Origin of the sequence: uncultured Brachyspira sp. (assembly GCF_944393015.1) — a bacterium.
Lineage (GTDB): Bacteria > Spirochaetota > Brachyspiria > Brachyspirales > Brachyspiraceae > Brachyspira.
Genome location: NZ_CALXYQ010000002.1, coordinates 83,638 through 101,654, shown reverse-complemented (window position 1 = coordinate 101,654; position 18,017 = coordinate 83,638). Strand labels below are relative to the sequence as shown.

Annotated in this window: 12 protein-coding genes; 4 read left to right on the top strand and 8 right to left on the bottom strand. The window is 28.0% G+C overall.

What is annotated here, in order from left to right; genetic code table 11:
• Positions 1-79: 79 nt before the first annotated feature.
• Entirely contained in the window at positions 80-1,576 is a 1,497-nt protein-coding gene (locus Q0K19_RS01350; RefSeq protein WP_297244843.1) for a glycogen synthase, read from the bottom strand.
• Positions 1,577-1,742: 166 nt separating this feature from the next.
• Here Q0K19_RS01350 and Q0K19_RS01345 point away from each other — a divergent pair, with 166 nt between their 5' ends.
• On the top strand, positions 1,743-3,269 hold the full coding sequence (locus tag Q0K19_RS01345) for a UDP-N-acetylmuramoyl-L-alanyl-D-glutamate--2,6-diaminopimelate ligase (protein ID WP_297244842.1): 1,527 nt from the start codon (positions 1,743-1,745) through the stop codon (positions 3,267-3,269).
• Positions 3,270-3,335: 66 nt separating this feature from the next.
• Here Q0K19_RS01345 and Q0K19_RS01340 read toward each other — a convergent pair whose 3' ends face one another.
• The 3 genes from Q0K19_RS01340 to rplI are packed head-to-tail and all read right to left on the bottom strand — an operon-like array spanning position 3,336 to position 6,117.
• Complete coding sequence (locus tag Q0K19_RS01340) at positions 3,336-4,142, bottom strand: ABC transporter permease (protein ID WP_297244841.1); 807 nt, start codon at positions 4,140-4,142, stop codon at positions 3,336-3,338.
• A gap of 20 nt (positions 4,143-4,162) precedes the next feature.
• Positions 4,163-5,563, bottom strand: coding sequence for a replicative DNA helicase (dnaB, locus tag Q0K19_RS01335; RefSeq protein ID WP_297244840.1), 1,401 nt, complete (start codon positions 5,561-5,563; stop codon positions 4,163-4,165).
• 38 nt (positions 5,564-5,601) lie between these two features.
• Positions 5,602-6,117: a 50S ribosomal protein L9 gene (gene rplI / locus Q0K19_RS01330; RefSeq protein ID WP_014487607.1), complete on the bottom strand. Its 516-nt coding sequence runs from the start codon at positions 6,115-6,117 to the stop codon at positions 5,602-5,604.
• A 207-nt stretch (positions 6,118-6,324) separates the two neighbouring features.
• Between rplI and Q0K19_RS01325 the strand changes: the two genes are divergently transcribed.
• A complete protein-coding gene (locus Q0K19_RS01325) occupies positions 6,325-6,843 on the top strand; it encodes a flavodoxin family protein (protein WP_297244839.1) in 519 nt (172 codons plus the stop codon).
• A 65-nt stretch (positions 6,844-6,908) separates the two neighbouring features.
• Here Q0K19_RS01325 and Q0K19_RS01320 read toward each other — a convergent pair whose 3' ends face one another.
• Together Q0K19_RS01320 and Q0K19_RS01315 are read right to left on the bottom strand one after the other, a co-directional pair.
• Positions 6,909-7,721, bottom strand: a complete 813-nt coding sequence (locus Q0K19_RS01320) for a TatD family hydrolase (RefSeq protein WP_297244838.1) — start codon at positions 7,719-7,721, stop codon at positions 6,909-6,911.
• A 30-nt stretch (positions 7,722-7,751) separates the two neighbouring features.
• Complete coding sequence (locus Q0K19_RS01315) at positions 7,752-8,102, bottom strand: histidine triad nucleotide-binding protein (protein ID WP_014487604.1); 351 nt, start codon at positions 8,100-8,102, stop codon at positions 7,752-7,754.
• A 203-nt stretch (positions 8,103-8,305) separates the two neighbouring features.
• Here Q0K19_RS01315 and Q0K19_RS01310 point away from each other — a divergent pair, with 203 nt between their 5' ends.
• Both Q0K19_RS01310 and Q0K19_RS01305 read left to right on the top strand, forming a co-directional pair.
• A complete protein-coding gene (locus Q0K19_RS01310; RefSeq protein WP_014487603.1) occupies positions 8,306-9,112 on the top strand; it encodes a ZIP family metal transporter in 807 nt (268 codons plus the stop codon).
• A gap of 72 nt (positions 9,113-9,184) precedes the next feature.
• Positions 9,185-10,117, top strand: a complete 933-nt coding sequence (locus tag Q0K19_RS01305) for an alpha/beta hydrolase (RefSeq protein ID WP_297244837.1) — start codon at positions 9,185-9,187, stop codon at positions 10,115-10,117.
• A 52-nt stretch (positions 10,118-10,169) separates the two neighbouring features.
• Here the strand turns inward: Q0K19_RS01305 and Q0K19_RS01300 are convergent, their stop codons facing one another.
• A complete protein-coding gene (locus Q0K19_RS01300) occupies positions 10,170-10,898 on the bottom strand; it encodes a hypothetical protein (protein ID WP_297244836.1) in 729 nt (242 codons plus the stop codon).
• A 114-nt stretch (positions 10,899-11,012) separates the two neighbouring features.
• Positions 11,013-17,999, bottom strand: a complete 6,987-nt coding sequence (locus Q0K19_RS01295) for an ABC transporter (protein ID WP_297244835.1) — start codon at positions 17,997-17,999, stop codon at positions 11,013-11,015.
• Between the last annotated feature and the right edge of the window lie 18 nt (positions 18,000-18,017).

Genomic DNA, 18,017 nt, shown 5'->3' with positions numbered 1-18,017 from the left:
CTCCTTTAAAAATATAATATTTATAACTCTAATACAGAATTATATTAATTCAAATAATAATATTTATATAAAAGCAATATTACTTTTCGGTATTTAATAATTTTTTATAAAGTTTAGTATATTCCAAAACGGTTTTATGAAGAGAATAATCTTTACTCATAGCATTAAATATGAGCTTATCCCAAACATCTTTTTTATTATAATATAAATCGAAAGCTAAGTCCATAGTATCAACGAAACTTTTCACAGAATATTCATTGAAAGTAAAACCTGTAGCCTTATTGACGCTTTTATTTCCGCTGTAATTGATAACCGTATCTTTAAGTCCGCCTACTGCATGAACTATAGGAATGCTTCCATATTTCATGCTGTATATTTGATTAAGTCCGCAAGGCTCGAAACGGCTAGGCATTAAATACATATCGCTTCCTGCTGTTAATCTATGTGCTAATGATTCATCAAATGTAAATAGTATTTTTATATTCTTAGCTCTGCCGGCTCTTTTAGTAAATTCATTTTCAAAATCTTTGAAATAATTATTCTTACTGAAAAGAAAAATAAAGTTAGCATCATAAGTAGAAATTTCAAAAAAAGCAGAATATATTAAATCAAGTCCTTTCTGCGGATCAAATCTTGATATCATAGTTACAAGAGGATAATTTTTATTTGCAAAGCCTAATTCTTTATATAAAGAATTTCTTATAAGTTTTTTCTTTTCTACAGAATTAATATCATAATTATTTTTTATAAGTTTATCAGTTGCAGGATTCCAAGCTTCATAATGAATGCCGTTAAGTACTCCGTATAATTTTTGAGATATTCCTTCAAGAAGACTATTCATTCCGCATCCGAATTCTTCTCCCTGTATCTCCTTAGCATAAGAAGGACTAACCGTTGTAACTATATCTGAAAGTATAATACCAGCTTTAATGAAACTTACATTTCCATAAAACTCTAATCTGCTATGAACAAAAAATTTCCAAGATACATTAAGTAGCGTATATATATCAGAAGAGAAATTTCCTTGATAAGCTAAATTATGAATAGTAAACATTACTTTTAATTTTTTCAAAGCCTCTTCATCATTATAAACTTCTTTTATATAAAGAGCTATCAAAGCAGTTTGCCAATCATGAATATGAACTATATCCAATTTAAAATTTTCTTCCTTATATAAATATATTATTAATTTAATAACAGCTTTCGAAAATAATATGAATCTGCTTGCATTATCAGGATAGTCAATACCATTTTCAGAATATAATCCATCTCTTTTAAAGAAATTATCCTGCTTTATAAAATAAATATTTACGTTATCATTTTCGGGATGCTTTATTCTAGCTGCTTCTACTTTTATTTTTTCTTTTCCATGCTCTATTTCAAATTCAGCTATAATATCTTTTTTGCTTATCAATTTATAATTTTGTTTGTATAAAGGTATAACTAAAGATGCATTAATATTAGAAGAACCTAATTTAATGGAAGATAATTCCAAAGGCAAACTTCCGGCAATATCTCCCAAACCTCCTGTTTTAGAAAATGGATATGCTTCGCTGGATACCATAAATATATTCATAAATTACTTCCATAAATATTTTTAGTATAGTATAGTTATATATCTTTTAGGCTGAAAAATCAAGTAATTTATTTTTATAATATAATGAGAAAGTAATATATATTTTTTTACCATAAATTTATAATATTGTTATTATTTAATAAGTACAAAATCTATAGGAAAAAATATGAAGTATTTTAAAGAATTAATTAAAAATTATAAAGTTTCAAAAGAAAGTCAATTAACAAAAGAATGCTTAAACACAGAAATAAAAGGCATAGCATATAATTCAAGATTAATAAAGAAAAATTATTTATTTGTTGCCATAAAAGGACTTAAAGATGACGGACATAAATATATAGAAAGTGCAATAAATAATAAAGCAAGCATTATAATATATGATAATACTGCAGATAAAGAGTTCATAAAAAAATTACAAGATAATCATAAAGATGTGCATTTTGTTGCTGTAAAAAATCCTAGAGAATGTCTTGCATATATTTCAGCAAAGTTCTTTGATGAGCCTACAAAAAAAATAAATACAATAGGCATAACAGGAACTAATGGAAAAACTACTACAACATATCTATTAAAATCTGTACTTGAAGCTAATAAAAATAAAACAACTTTAATAGGCACTATCAAAAATATGATAGGAAAAACAGAAATAAAAACTAATCTAACCACTCCTGAATCTATTGATTTAGAAAGTATATTTGATAAGTCTATAAAAAAAGGTGTATCTCATATAGTTATGGAATCATCATCTCAGGCACTTACTATGAATAGATGTGATTATTTAAATTATGATACTGCTATTTTTACTAATATAACAGAGGATCATCTTGATTATCATGGAGATATGCAGACTTATCTCAAAGCAAAATTAAAATTATTTTCACTATTAAAAGAAAGCAGCAAAAAGAAAAAATTAGCAATAGTAAATATAGATACTGACAACTTTAAACAAATATCTAATCATATAAAAAAATTAGGAATAAAAATGGTTACTTATGGAATCAATGAAAAAGCTGATTATTATGGAAAAGTTATTTCATTGAATTCTAAAAATACAGAATATGAATTCTATGCTAAAGGTAAATTTATATCAAAAGTAAAATTATCAATGCTTGGAAGATTCAATATTTTAAACTCGCTTTCAATTTTAGCTTATGTTTGTGAGAATAAATTGGATATAGAAAAGTCAATAAAAGCTATGAGAAAAGTGCAAGTAGCAGGAAGATTTGAAATAGTAACAAAAGAAAAACATCCATTTATAGTAGCAGTTGATTATTCACATACGCCTGACAGTTTAGAAAATATTTTAGTAGAAGCTAAAAAATTAAATCCAAATAGAGTTATAGCAGTATTTGGATGCGGAGGAGATAGAGATAGGAAAAAACGCCCTATAATGGCAGAAATAGCTGAAAAATATTCTGATATAGCAATACTCACAACTGATAATCAAAGAACTGAAGATATTAATCAGATAATGAACGATATTGAAAAAGGATTCAAAAATAATAATTATAAAAAAATTATTGATAGGAAAGAAGCTATATTTGAAGCTGTAAAAGAAGCTAAAGAAAATGATATAATTATAATAGCCGGAAAAGGTCATGAAACATATCAAATATTCCCTGATAAAACAATACATTTCGATGACAGAGAAGAAGCAAGAGAAGCTTTAAAAAAGTACTATCCTAATATTTAAAAAAAATATGAGCAGACAATAATTCAATTTCATATTGCCTGCTCATTTTATGTATATGAATTATAATTACATTCCAAACATACCAAGTATAGAAACAAGTATATAGTCAGTTATAAGTATTATCATAAAACTATAAACAACGCTTATAGTAGTAGCCTTACCTACTCCCTCAGCACCGCCTGAAGTTCTAAAGCCATAAAAACAAGATATAATCATAACTTCAGCACCGAATATTGTAGACTTTATTAAACTTCCTATAAAGTCTCCCATACTTATTACAGAAATCGCTCTGTCAAAATAATGCATAGGATCGCTATGTAAAACAAATACTGTAACAATGGCACCTCCTAAAACACCTATAACATCTGCAGAAACTGTAAGCATAGGAAGTGATATAACAGCAGCCCAGAAACGAGGAACAGCAACATACTCTATAGGATTGGTATATAAAGTTTTTAAAGCATCCAACTGTTCACTTACCTGCATAGTACCAATCTCAGCAGTAACAGAACTTCCAACCCTTCCTGCAAATATCAAGGCAAGAAGCATAGGAGATAACTCCTTAACCATAGCTTTACCAACCATAGAACCTACAAATTGCGATATACCTTTCAATACACTGTCAAGAACTACGGCTATCTGCAATGACATAACCATTCCTGTACAAAGCACTGTAACGGAAGCAACAACAAAGGAATCAACACCCATTCTTACTATCTGTTCTTTTAAAAGTTTAAATGAGAATGTCGGTCTGAATGTGTATTTGAACACTTCTATAATAAGAGCTGCAAATTCCCCCAAAGTTGCCAAAAAACCTACTACTTTATTTTTTATACCCTTTCGTAATTCTATTTTCATATCAAATAATTCCATAATAAAATTACTCCTTATAATTAAGACTCGCTGCTATTATAAATATTTTCAAATCTAGTTTGATCTGCTATAAAGTGAAGCGGTATACCATCATGTATAGCACCATTTCTATGTTTTGCAAGTATAACTTCAACTTGATTAGTTCTTTCATCTATGACTTCATCATCTTTGCCTTCTTTATTAGGCTTTTGTCTATGCAAGAACATGACTATATCAGCATCCTGCTCTATAGAACCTGACTCTCTCAAATCTGAAAGTCTTGGTTTATCCTGTCTTTGTTCAACGGCTCTTGATAACTGCGCCAAAGATATAACAGGCACATTAAGCTCTTTAGCCAATGCTTTAAGCCCTCTTGAAATATCAGCTATTTCCTGCTCTCTTGTACCATTTCTTCTAGCATTAGAACCGGAATGAATTAACTGCAAATAATCAACAACAATTAATTTTAAATCTATTTCTTTGCCTGTTGTTTTACTCATTTCAGCAAATTTATATTTCATTTGCCTAGCCTTTCCCCTTATTTCCATAATAGTTAATTGGCTTGAGTCATCTATCAATAAATTTGCCTGAGATAAGCTATTAAAAGTTTGTCCGAGTTTAGTCCATTCCTGTTTTTCTAAATCTCCGGATCTTATCCTAGATAAACTTATTCTAGCCTTACTTGCAATTAATCTTTCTACAAGCTGCATTCTGCTCATTTCAAGAGAAAAGAAGCCAATACCGAAGTTAGAAGTTTCTATATTTGTAATGACATGTTCTATTATATTTAAAGAAAAACTAGTCTTACCCACAGAAGGTCTTGCAGCCAATATTATTAAATCTGATGGCTGAAAACCATGTGTAACCTTGTCAAGTGCTATAAAACCAGAAGGTACTCCTGTAACAGTACCTTTATGTTTTTTTCTGCTTTCTATTGTGGTTAAAGCTTCATAAAGTAAATCTCTTATATGAATAAAATCATTATCAAGTCTTCTTTGAGTAACTTCAAATATTTTCTTCTCAGCAAAATCAGCAATATCTTTAGTTTCAGCATCTTTTGCCTCATAAGCTGATTTTTGTATATCCTGAGAAACAGTTATCAAATCTCTTAATAATGATTTTTCTGCAATAATTTCAGCATAATATTTGGCATTCTGATGAAAAGGAGTCCCATCTATAATACGAATCAAATATGCTTCATCATTTTGAATGATTTTTTCAAATAAACCATTTTCTTTAAGATATCTTAAAGTTGTTTCTGCATTGATGGCTATTCCTCTATTATGCATTTCTAAAATGCTTTCATAGAGCATACGATTTCTTTCACTGTAAAAATCAGTAGATTTTATTTTGGATATAGCGACAGATACAGCCTGAGAATTTTGAAGCATGGCACCCAATAGAGACTCTTCAGCCTCTATTGAGCAGGGTGTATTATTCATTAAATATTATGCCTATTAATTGGATATTAGCTTTTTACTTAAGCTTCTGCAGATGCTGTTTCAACTGCTGCATTATTTTCTTCTTTAACTTCTTCTGCAGCTGGATTTTCATCTACATTTACAACTTTAATTTTGATATTAGCATTAACGCTATGGTATAATTTGATTTCTACTTCAAAGTCACCTAGTTCTTTTATATGTTTTTCCATATGAACATCGCGTTTGTTTATATCAATTTCTTTTTCTTTCAAAGCATCAACTATAGTTTGTTGGCTTACTGAACCATATAATTTGCCGTTTTCAGCAACTTTCATAGGTATAACAACAGTAATGTCCACAATTTTACCTTTTAATATTTCTGCTTCCATTTTTCTTTTAGCTCTTTTCTTTTCTAAGCTTTTTTGCATTTGAGCTAAAGTTCTTAAATTAGCAGCATTTTTTACTACTGCTATATTTCTTGGAATAAGGTAATTTCTTGCATAGCCGTCTTTTACTTTACATATATCACCTTCATAACCTAATGATATAAAATCTTTTTTTAAGATAACTTCCATTTGCCTTCTCCTTGATTTACTCTATTAAATAATAATATAATAAATTTCACTTTATAATTTCCATATTATAACATATTTTACATACAATAGCAAGTATCAAAAAATAGTCAATATAAAAAATAAATAAAATACTACTACATAGTATATTGCTAAACTTTTAAAAAATGTTATAATAAATTAGAATAATCTAACAAAAGGAGTTAAAAAATGAAATATTCTATTGTTTATACAAGTAAAAGCGGAAATACTGAAAAATTGGCTTTGGCTATAAAAGAAGCTGCTAATGGAGAATGTCTTCAATGCGTAAAGGCTGATGCAGTAGACAATAACAAAGTTAATGATTCAGATATAGTATTCGTTGGTGCTGGAAGCTACAAAGGTACTTGCGATGAAGCTGCTGGAAAGTTTATGCAGACATTAAAAAATAAAAAAGTATTCTTATTTATGACTGTTGGTTATGGTGATAATCAGGCTTATTATGATAAAATGCTTAATCCAGCTAAAACTTTCTTGGATTCTTCAAATAATTTAATTGGTACTTATGCTTGTCAGGGTCAATGGATAGACGGACAAAAGAAAAATTTAGAAAACATGCTTGAAAAAGCTGCAAGCGAAGATGAGAAAAAAGTTGTTCAAGCTAAATTAGCAAATTATGATAATGCTATGGGACACCCTAATGCTGATGATTTAAACAAATTAAAAGAAGTTGTTAAATCTATTAATTAAAAAATAATATAAAAAATAAGCTCTCGATAATAGTCTTTACATTATTGAGAGCTTTTCTATATTAATCATATTCTATTCAAATCTACAGGCAATTCTAAAACTCTTACAGCATTTTCTAAAGCAGTTCTCATAATATCTTCTTTGCTTTCTCCCCTAACCTCTGCAAGTACTTCTACTGTATAAGGAATAAAAGAAGGTTCGTTAGCTCTGCCTCTAACCTTCTGAGGAGTAAGATAAGGAGCATCAGTTTCTATTGTAAACATGTCCTTAGGTACATATTTTACAGCATCTCTTATAAAATCATTTTTCATATATGTGGAAGATCCTGAAAAAGATAATATATATCCCAAATCCAAAGCATTTTTTGCATCCTCTACATTTCCGCTGAAACAATGAAATATTCCTCTTTTTGGCAAATCGGCATCTTTAAGAACTTTAAAAGTATCTTTGAAAGCATCTCTGCTGTGAATCAATATAGGTAAATCAACATTTTTTGCTGCCTCGCATAAAGCTCTAAAAAATGCTTTTTGTTCATTTTTATTATCTTCATTATGATAATAATCGAGTCCTATTTCTCCTACTGCATATATAGATTTGTTTCTTTTCTCTAATGTTTTTTTATTTAAATTTTTTATTTTTAATTCAAAAGCTTTTAAAGTGTCTTCATCATTCTCATTTGCATAATCAGGATAATAACCCATACTAAAAAATACACCTTCAGCATCGGATAATATAAACATACGTTCATCTATATCATCTGGGTGAACTCCTATATCTACAAAATAAAATATTCCTGCCTTATTAGCACGCTCTAAAACTTCCTCTAAATCTTTGCTTTTTTTAGATATATATGTAAGATGGCAATGACTGTCTATCATTATGTTAACTCCAATTATAATCTATTTTTATTATTCTTCTAAATTATCGCCTGAAAGTATGTGGAAATGAACATGGAATACTGTCTGACCTGCTCCGGCACCGCAATTATTCATTATTCTAAAAGATTCCAAACCTTGTTCTTTAGCAACTTCTTTTATAGTTTCAAGAACCTTATTCATTATAAACTCATCTGTTTCCAATATATTTTTAACATGAGGCTTTGGAACAACAAGTAAATGTACTTTTGCTTTAGGATTTAAATCTTTAAATACCACGCAGTATTCATTTTCTTTTATAAACTGTGAAGGAATTTCTCCTTTTATAATTTTACAAAATATACAATCTTTATCAAAATATTTATCTTCATTATAATTACTCATAATAATTCTCCTAATAATTAAAATATAATTTTATAATTAAAAAACTATTGCAATATAAATATAATAAATCAAAATGAAAAATTAATCTATATTATAATAAAAAAATAAATAATATTATTAGTAATTATTATCAATAAGTATTGAAATTAATTTTCATAATATATATAATAATTTCATAAAAAATAAAAACAAAAGGTATAAAAATGATAGAAAATTATTCACCTGTATCGTTGGCATTATTTGGAGGCGGTATAACTTTTGCATTTACAGCATTAGGATCAGCACTTGTATTTTTCTTTATGTCAGAAATAAAACCTAAACTACTAGCAACTATGTACGGATTTGCAGCAGGAGTTATGACGGCTGCTAGTTTCTGGTCATTGCTTGCTCCTTCAATAGAATTATCAGAAAATACTAATCTTCCTAATTGGTTAATACCAGTAGCAGGATTTTTATTAGGGGCATTTTTTATATGGGTATTGGATAAAGTAATGCCTCATATGCATATAGTAAATGGTCATGAAGAAACAGAAGGTACTAAAGTTCAATTATCAAAAAGCATACTATTATTCTTAGCTATAACTTTACATAATATACCTGAAGGTTTAGCAGTAGGTGTAACATTCGGAGCTTTTTCTGTTGGGGACAGCGGAGTAACATTCAATGCTGCATTAGCTTTAGCACTTGGTATAGGTTTGCAGAATTTCCCTGAAGGTGCTGCGGTTTCTCTTCCTCTCAAAACAACAGGGGTATCAAAATTAAAATCTTTTTCACTCGGTGCAATATCGGGAATAGTAGAGCCTATTGCTGCCGTTATAGGTGCTTTGGCTGTTACAAAACTCACAATAATACTTCCAATAGCTTTGGCTTTTTCTGCCGGTGCTATGATGTATGTTGTTATAGAAGAACTTGTGCCTGAAGCTGTTGCTGAAGAACATAACCATTTTGGTGTATTCGGTTTTATATTCGGATTCGCTATAATGATGGTTTTAGATGTGGCTTTAGGTTGATAAATACTATATTGCAAAGTTAATAAAAAAATATAATATATATTGCATTGATTTAAAAATTAAGGATATTTAATGCAATATATATTATATATTATACTTTCCATAATAATTTTTTTACTAATAATACTAACAATAATTTCAAATCACTTCGTCAATAAACTTCTAATAAAAACAAATAAAAAACTATTTGAAAGAAAAGAAAGTGGTAAGGAAGAGAGCGAAGAAAAAAAACGTATAAAAGAAGAAAGAAGAATATGGTTTGAAAGCTCTCAAAAAGATGTATATACCACTTCAAGTGATAATTTAAAATTGCATGCTCATCTTATAAATAATAAAAGCAATGTATATGTTATAATAGTTCACCCTTATGAAGCAAGAGGCTCATATATGAAATATTTTATAGAAAAATTTTATAATATGGGATTTAATATATTAGCAATAGATTTAAGAACTCATGGAGAAAGCGAAGGAAAAATATATTCTTTAGGATATTTAGAAAGATTAGATGTTTTAGCTTGGATAAAATATATAAATGATAATTATAATGATAGCCAAATAATTCTTTACGGAATTTCTATGGGAGCAAATGCTGTCATGATGTGCTGTAATGAAGATAACACAAATAATGTAAAGGCAATAATAGAGGATGCTGGTTTTACTAATGCCTATGAGCAGTTAAAAAGAAGATTGGACATGGCATATAAATTTTCTTTTCTTCCAATAGTTGAAGCAACATCATTAATGTCAAAAATAAGATTAGGTTTTTCATTTGAAGATATTGATGTTAAAAAAAGAGTGGCAATGTCAAAAATACCTATTCTTTTTATACATGGTGATAAAGATGAGCTTGTAGATTATAATATGGCTAATAAACTTTATGATGCTTGTTCCTCTGAAAAAGAAAAACTCATTATAAAAGATGGGCATCATATATCTGCTGTTTTCAGTAATGAAGATTTATATTGGAATACAATCAAAAATTTTATAAGTAAATATATTAGTTAAATAAAAAAGCAGGATAATAAATACCCTGCTAAAAAACTATTGAGAATATATATTAATTGTCTACTAAATATAAACTGAATTGTCCGCCTATATCAACAGCACCATAATCATTTTTACTAAATCTTGAATCATTGACTCTTCCAGGTCCGAAATCATATCCTACATAAAGACCTAATCCTAAAGCTGTTTCATCGCTAAAGAAGAATAAATAATCCACTGTTAATTTAAGATAAGGAATTACTGACATTTGATATTTATTTTTAATATCATTTAAAGTATAATAACTATTAGAATTTTCAAATTGATTATAAGTGGAATTATAATTTTTTGTAGATTCTCCTCCAGCCAATGGAATTTTAACTCCTGCACCTAATCCTATAAAGAAATTATATATATTAAATTTAGGAAGTATGCCTATATTCAATGTGTCGAAATAATAAGTTGTTTTTACATTTTGATATTGACCTGTAGTTCCTGCTGCTTTGCTTTCATTAAATGCATAAACTTCTCTATGATAAGCCAAATCCAATGCTATAGAAAATCCCATAAAATTATCAAAACCATTATATATACCAGGAGTTATTCCAACACCCCATTCAAAACCAGCATCGGTAGTTAATTTACCATCGCTGCTATTAACTCCCAATTTATGATCCTGATAGCTTTGAGATATAGATGCACCTAATGGTATGTATAATCCTATACCAGCATGAAAATCGCCAAAAACAGTGCTGAATTGCATTATAAAAATACTAATAATTGCGATAAGTATCTTTTTCATAAACACTCCTTTATTAATTAATTATAATAATATTATAATACATTGTAAATAAAATGTCAAGAAAAAGTAAATAATTTTTACTAAAAAAGATAAATATCGCTAATAAAGTAAAATTTATTTATCAACATAATTCTTAGGTATACCAGGAAGTATATAATCAAATAAAGCATAATTAGCCATATATAAAGTATCTCTGTCATTTGGGTTTATAGCATTAACAGGAACTCTATATGTCTTTATATATCTGTATGAATCAATTATACCTTTATCAAAATTATTATATAAATACTTCATCACAGTATAATAATCACCTGAAGCATTAGTTGTATATGTAAATAAAAGTTTAGTATCATTTCTAGCTTTTAAATATCTGTTTATATCATTATTTCTAGCTGGAGATAAGAAAATATCCATATCATCATAAGGCTTATTTCTATTTGTATCTATTCCTATATAATGCATTAAAGGTATTTTTCCATTCGCATTATCGAATGATTTTACAGCTAAACTTTCTAATGAAGTATAGAAGTTAGTTTCAGTATTAAGTTTTATAGAAGGCTTACCAACATCTAAAATAGATGAAGGAGAATACTGGAACTCTCTTATTTTTATAACATCATTATTCTGGAATGCCTCCAAATATGCAAAAGGAACAGTAAATAAATTAGCAGCCGAACCTGTTATGTATATAGTCTTCACTCTTTCAGCATCTTTAATTATATCAGATGAAAGCATAGCACTTTGAATAGATTTCAATGAATTTCTTCTATCCCTTGGTTTTGCCACATTTGTAAAACTATTTAAATATGTATTGAGTTTATCCCTGTCTATCAAAACGGCTTTTTTTACTTCACTGTCGCCTATAACATAACTATAAGCTGCATATTTATTATCCTCATAAGCATAGAATATGAACATAGTATTAGTATTTTCATTAGAGAATATTTCATAGGCATCTTTTATGTTATTATCAAAATTACTTTCAGGAACTCTTATTTTATTTAATAATCCGTATATATAAGCTGAATTAGTTTTATATAATGAATAGAATCTATTAGCAAAAGAGGCTACTGTTTCAGCTTCAAATATATATTGATTTCCATAAATATAATTCATAGTAGTGAATATATCATTTTCATTAGTTGCATCTTTATTCATAATAGTATTTGCAACAGTTAATACTTCATTAGTATTTTGCATTCTATTCAAGAAATTAGTTACTGTATCAATAGGAGTCTTAGCATATATTAAATCATAAAGAACGGCAACTTCTAAAATTTTATCTTTATTTTCTCCGTCTACCCTATTTGCAATATAATTCAAATATCTTACAGACTCTTTAGGATCATTTTTAGCTTTTAAGAATCTTGATAAAGTTCTAGGTGTAAAGTATTCATCTATTAAATCATAATTATTATTAGTATACAAATACATAAAATGCAATGCTCTGTTAGCACCTTTAACTGCCCATTCTTCTCCCATTCTTCTATAAACAGGAAGCATTGCTTTTATAAATCTGTAGGCATTAGAATCGCTTATATTAGTATATGAACTTGCAAAGAATTTATATCCTTCTTCAGAAAATAAATAAGCTGTATTTGTATCTCTAACAGAATATCTATCTTCAACAATTCTAGCATAATTAAGCATCTTTTCATTGTCGCTTTGAGAATAAGCAATAACATTTGACATCATTGTCATACTTGGAGATGCACTTGCCGAATAAGAATTATAAAGTCTAGTTTTAAACTCATAAGCTGCATTTGATAATGAAGATACACTGTAATCAGGTTTTCCATATACAGTAAACATATTATTATCATAGCCTTTCATACTAACTTCCAATGAATTAGATGATAGTTTTCTGAAATAATTAGTGTAGAACATCACTCTAGAATCTTTTCCGCCTTTTCCTACAACTAAAGCTATATTATTTATATTTCTTATAACTCTCCTATTATTTGTAAATGTTTCATTATCACAATAAACTATATACAAATTCTTTTTCATTATATTAGATATATCGGAAGCACTAGCACCTGTTATATCAGTAACCAATGGAACATAAGAATTAGTAATAATATCTTTTAACTCTATAAATCTGAAATTGCCTCTTCTTCTCCTGTTTGTAGAAACTGTATTTGTAGAAGTCATATTTGTAGACATATCATTTGAAGACATAGTATTAGTCTCTTCAGGATTATAAGAAACATTCATATATAAATTATTATTTAATTCATTATCATTTGTCAAATTATTATAACTATAAACACTATTAGTGGCATTGGTATTACTTGCCATAGTCATACTATTATTTATTTCTTTCTGAGCATTTCTAGTAGTTCTAAAGAATGCTATCAATTTGCTATCTATATAAGCAGTTTTTACCGGAAGCATATATTCTGTTGAATCGTACAATTCTCTTACAAAAATATTTTTATTGCTTATAACAATAGGTCTGAATCCTATATGAGTAACATAGTTTTTAGTTTTAGGCATAGCATTAGTCTGCATATAGAATTTAGTTTTTCCATTTTCTCTAACGAATCTATATCCTAAATAAGTATCCCAAATAAGAGTTTCATCTTTACGCATAGATTTATCAATATCTTCAGGTTTAACATCGCATATAACTATAGGCTCTATAGGAGTATTAGAGAATTTTTCTATAGCCTCTTTTTCATATTTAGATATTTCTTTAAGCATAGCAGCTTCCATCTTACTGTCATAAGGAGTAGCTACAGCATTTAAATACATTTGATATGAGTATAAAGCTTTTTCATAAAGTTTATAATATTCTCTTAAGTAATAATTATTTTCACCCAAAGTATAAAGTCTTCTATCTAAGAATTTTCTTCGCATATCAATAGCATCAAACATAGCAAGTATATTGATACTAGCATCAGGATAACTGTCTTGTAAAAACTCTATAACTTTATATTTAGCCTGTCTTAATATAAAGTTATTATCTTCTACAAATGTTATCATAAATACACTTTCTCTTAATCTTTTTAATATTCTAAATACATACTGCACAGGATAATCCAAACTATCAGGATATCTATTTCTATATTTAGAGCTGAAATCAATCAAGGTAGTAAGTATTGCTATTTCTTCAACAGCAAATGCAGAAGTCTGTGCTTTTGAGAATGCTGACATATATTCTCTTGCCGCTTCTTCTATATATCCGGCTAATTCATAAGCTTTAGCTAAATTATATCTTATAATAATTTCTGTTTTTAGATCTACTGGAAAATTAGAATTAGATGATAAAATATATTTATATCTATCTATAGCATCTTTAAGCATAGATAATCTTTGTACATTAACATCATGATCTCTCATATCTGTAGGATCATCTGATTGTTTTTTTCTATAATTAACACTATTATCAGCTGTAAGTTTGAATGCCATTATATAATTGAAAGCTGCTATATGAGAATATAATAATAATCTATCCTTTGTACTTACAACATTATTTGTAGATAATATCTGAAGTGTTTTAGTAGTATTAAATAATTCTATAAAGAATTCTCTTTTAATAGAAGTTAAATCATTTTCTGATAAATATCTTAAATATAAAGATGATAAACTTAAATAGTTTTTAGCATCATTTTCAGCATTCTGATACTGCAGACTAGGATTATTTTCTAAAGTTTTTTTATCTAAAGTTTTCTGATATTCTTCTATAGAAGTTTTGAAAGACATTATAGAATTTGACTGATCTCCCTGTCTGTAATAAAGATATCCTTCATTGTTATAGTATGTAGCAAGCATTAAAGGCTGAATAGATTTTTTAGGCTTATCCTGAATAATATAATTACGGTATGAAGATAAAGCCTCTCTGGCTTCAGAATATCTTCCCATTTTCTCATACAATTCCTGATATATAGAATAAAGCATCTGCTGTTTATCTACGTTTAAAGGTTCTCCAGGTATATATCCTCCAAATGAAGCAAGTCCCAAATTCACCACATTAATATTAGCACCATATAAAGTAATACTAACATAATTAGGAGTATAAACAGAAGAATCCAAACTATCTATTTGAGCCTTTACACTATCACAATAAGCCAAAGCATTATTATAATCTTCTAATTTTAAATAACATGCAGCAAGTAAAAGCTGATTAAGTTCATTTTTATTAACATCATCTTTTGTAAGTTTATCTCTTTCTAATAAATACTCTATAGCTTTTTCATAATCTTCTTGTTCTATAGCAGCAACAGAAGTATATCCAACTATTTTGTATACACTTTCCTTATCACCTAATTTTTCAAACAAAGCACGGGCTTTATCATATTCAGCATAAGCTCCTTTTATATCATTGTTCATCCATAAAGAATAACCATAAAAGAAATGATACCAAGCCTTACTCTTATCAGTTCCTATTTGATTAAGCAAACTTTCAGCTTCTTTATATTCATTAACTGCATCTGAATATCTTCCATTTATCAAATAAGAATTGGCAAGCATTATAGATACAACATTAGGTTTAGTTCTTACCTTACTTTTAGCCATTATTAGTGAATCTATAATTTCTGAATCCAAATTCTGAGTTTGGAATGCAAGCATATTATAACCCATATATTGACCATTAGTAATAGCATTATCTTTATAAGCTGGTACTAACTCTATTACACTTCTAGATATTTTTTCATCTTGAAGAACCTGCATTCTTAAAGCCTGAGCAAATGTTAACATCTCAGCTTTTTTTACATAATAATTTTCTTCATCAGGATATAAGAATATGGCAAAATTAATATATGAAGCAGCCTTTTCAACTATAGTATCAAAAGCCTTATTTAAATACAAATAAAATCCGTCTTCTCTTTTTTTCTCGCTTACAACATAACGTTCAGGACTATACTGTTTTGATATAGCTATACCATAATATCTATTAGCCAAATAATAATAAGCATTTGCAAGTTCAGCATGTGCCTCATGAGAAGAATATCTAGTTGATAAGATATTTCTCTCTCTCTCAAATATAGTTTCTTCAAGAGACTCTATTGTACTGTAAGCTCTAAGTCCGCTCTCTATAACTCTTGATGATGATGAAGTATCATTAGGGTTATATTTCAAAGTTTCATTATAATTATCATAAGCAGCTGCATATTTACCTTCATTGTAGGCTTTATCTGCTAAAGATTTATAATAATCAGCTAATGTATCTTTACAATACTGAGCTTCATAAGTAGAATCAAAATTCTTTCCGCCTGAACTTAATGCTTCTTTAAACAAAGCATAAGATCCGTCATCTTTCTCTGCCATAAGAACCTTAGCATTAGCATAATATCCCAAGGCAAGCATTATATCATTTTTAGATTCAACATAAGGCTTAAACAAATTAGTAGCATCATCATAATTTCTTGAAAGTATAAGTCCGTCTAAATATATAAGTCTTGTAGCCACAGCTAAAGGAGCATAAGGATGTGAATTTTCTATTATAGTATCATAAGAAATTTTTGAATCCTTTATGAAATCTTTTGCGATCTCCAATCTATCTGAAAATAATAAATCTTTTCTTTTATAAGGATTATTATAAATATCATCATCTTCAGGGTATTTATATCCATTATCTTCAACTGAATGTGCATATAATTTAGCTATAAGCAAATACAAATCTTTATTAATATTCAAATTAAGAAGTTCAGTTAAAATTGAAAATGTATCTTTATTATTTTTATTAGCTTTATATTTTTCATTGGCTGATATATATCCTGTCCAAGCTATTAGATTTGTCATTTCCAAATCATTATTAGTTAAAAAATATTCATTTGTATAAGATCCTATATCAAACCAATTATTATTAGTATCAAAATTCTCATCTATTTTTGATGTTAAAAATCCCGGAAATGTATCTAAATATTCAGATGTTAATACTTTTTTAGTATTATTATATTCTTTAAGATTATTATTAGTGTATGATGATATCATCATATTAAAATATGCTTTAGCAACGTTATTTTGATCTTCAGAAAAAGGAAAATATTCAGCAAATCTATCTATAACATCAACTTTTCTATTGTATGGAAGCTCTACAAAACTATTATACATAGTTGCAGAATTAGCATCTTTTATAAAATACTCCTTAGTAGACCCCATTGTTACTACAGTTGTACCATCTTCGCTTACAACATAAGCACCTACTAAAGCGGAAGGATATGCAACATCAAAAGTAGTTAATTGTGTATCTTCTGATAAAACATAATATTGATGAGTTGCCAAAGAATATGACATTAAACGTCTTTTATCATAATAGGTTAAATTGCCGTCTCTGTCAGAATCTTTTTCTATTTCAAAGAAAATAATAGTATCATCATTATAAAATGTAGGATTAAATTTAAATGTATCGGTATCTGTAAGTATAGTTAAATTTGTTTGAGAATTAGTATCAGCATTTAAATCTAATAAAACTAATTGAGAATATCTTTCCCCTATTTTAGAAGTAATAAAGGCTATTTTTGTATCATCAAAAGAAAATGCTGGGGAACTGGCTTCAATATCTGATAATTTCTGAAGATCTTTACCATTAGGTTTAACAGTAAAAAGTTTTTTAATTCCGCCGTCTCTATCTGAAATAAAAGCTATAGAATTACCTTTATGAGAAACAACTGGATCAGTATCATACCCCTTATAATCAGTGAGCCTTATAATACTTTGCTCTAAATTTTCTAAATTATTTTTGGAAGTTCGTATACCAAGATTATAAAGCTTGAATAAATAAATATCTCCGAAAGCATCATCTCTAGTTGAAGAAAATACTATATATTTAGATTTATCATCGACAGAAACAGATGTATCTATTCCAGGACTTCTAGTTAATCTATAGGTTTCTAAAGTATATGAATCTACTGCAAAAATATCAGTATTTCCGGCATTTTCCCTTGAATAATAAATCCAAGTACCTTCTCTATCAATTACAGCATCTAATGCCGGATTTACTTCACCAGATGTTAAAGAATATCTTTTATATTCTCTTAAAAAAGGTCTGCTTTCAAATGCATAATCAGTATTTTTCTGACTTGATGCACAAGCAAACAAAATAAAAGAAAATAAAATTAATATTTTAAATTTTATATAACACTTTAATCTCATACTCTTCCAATTATAATA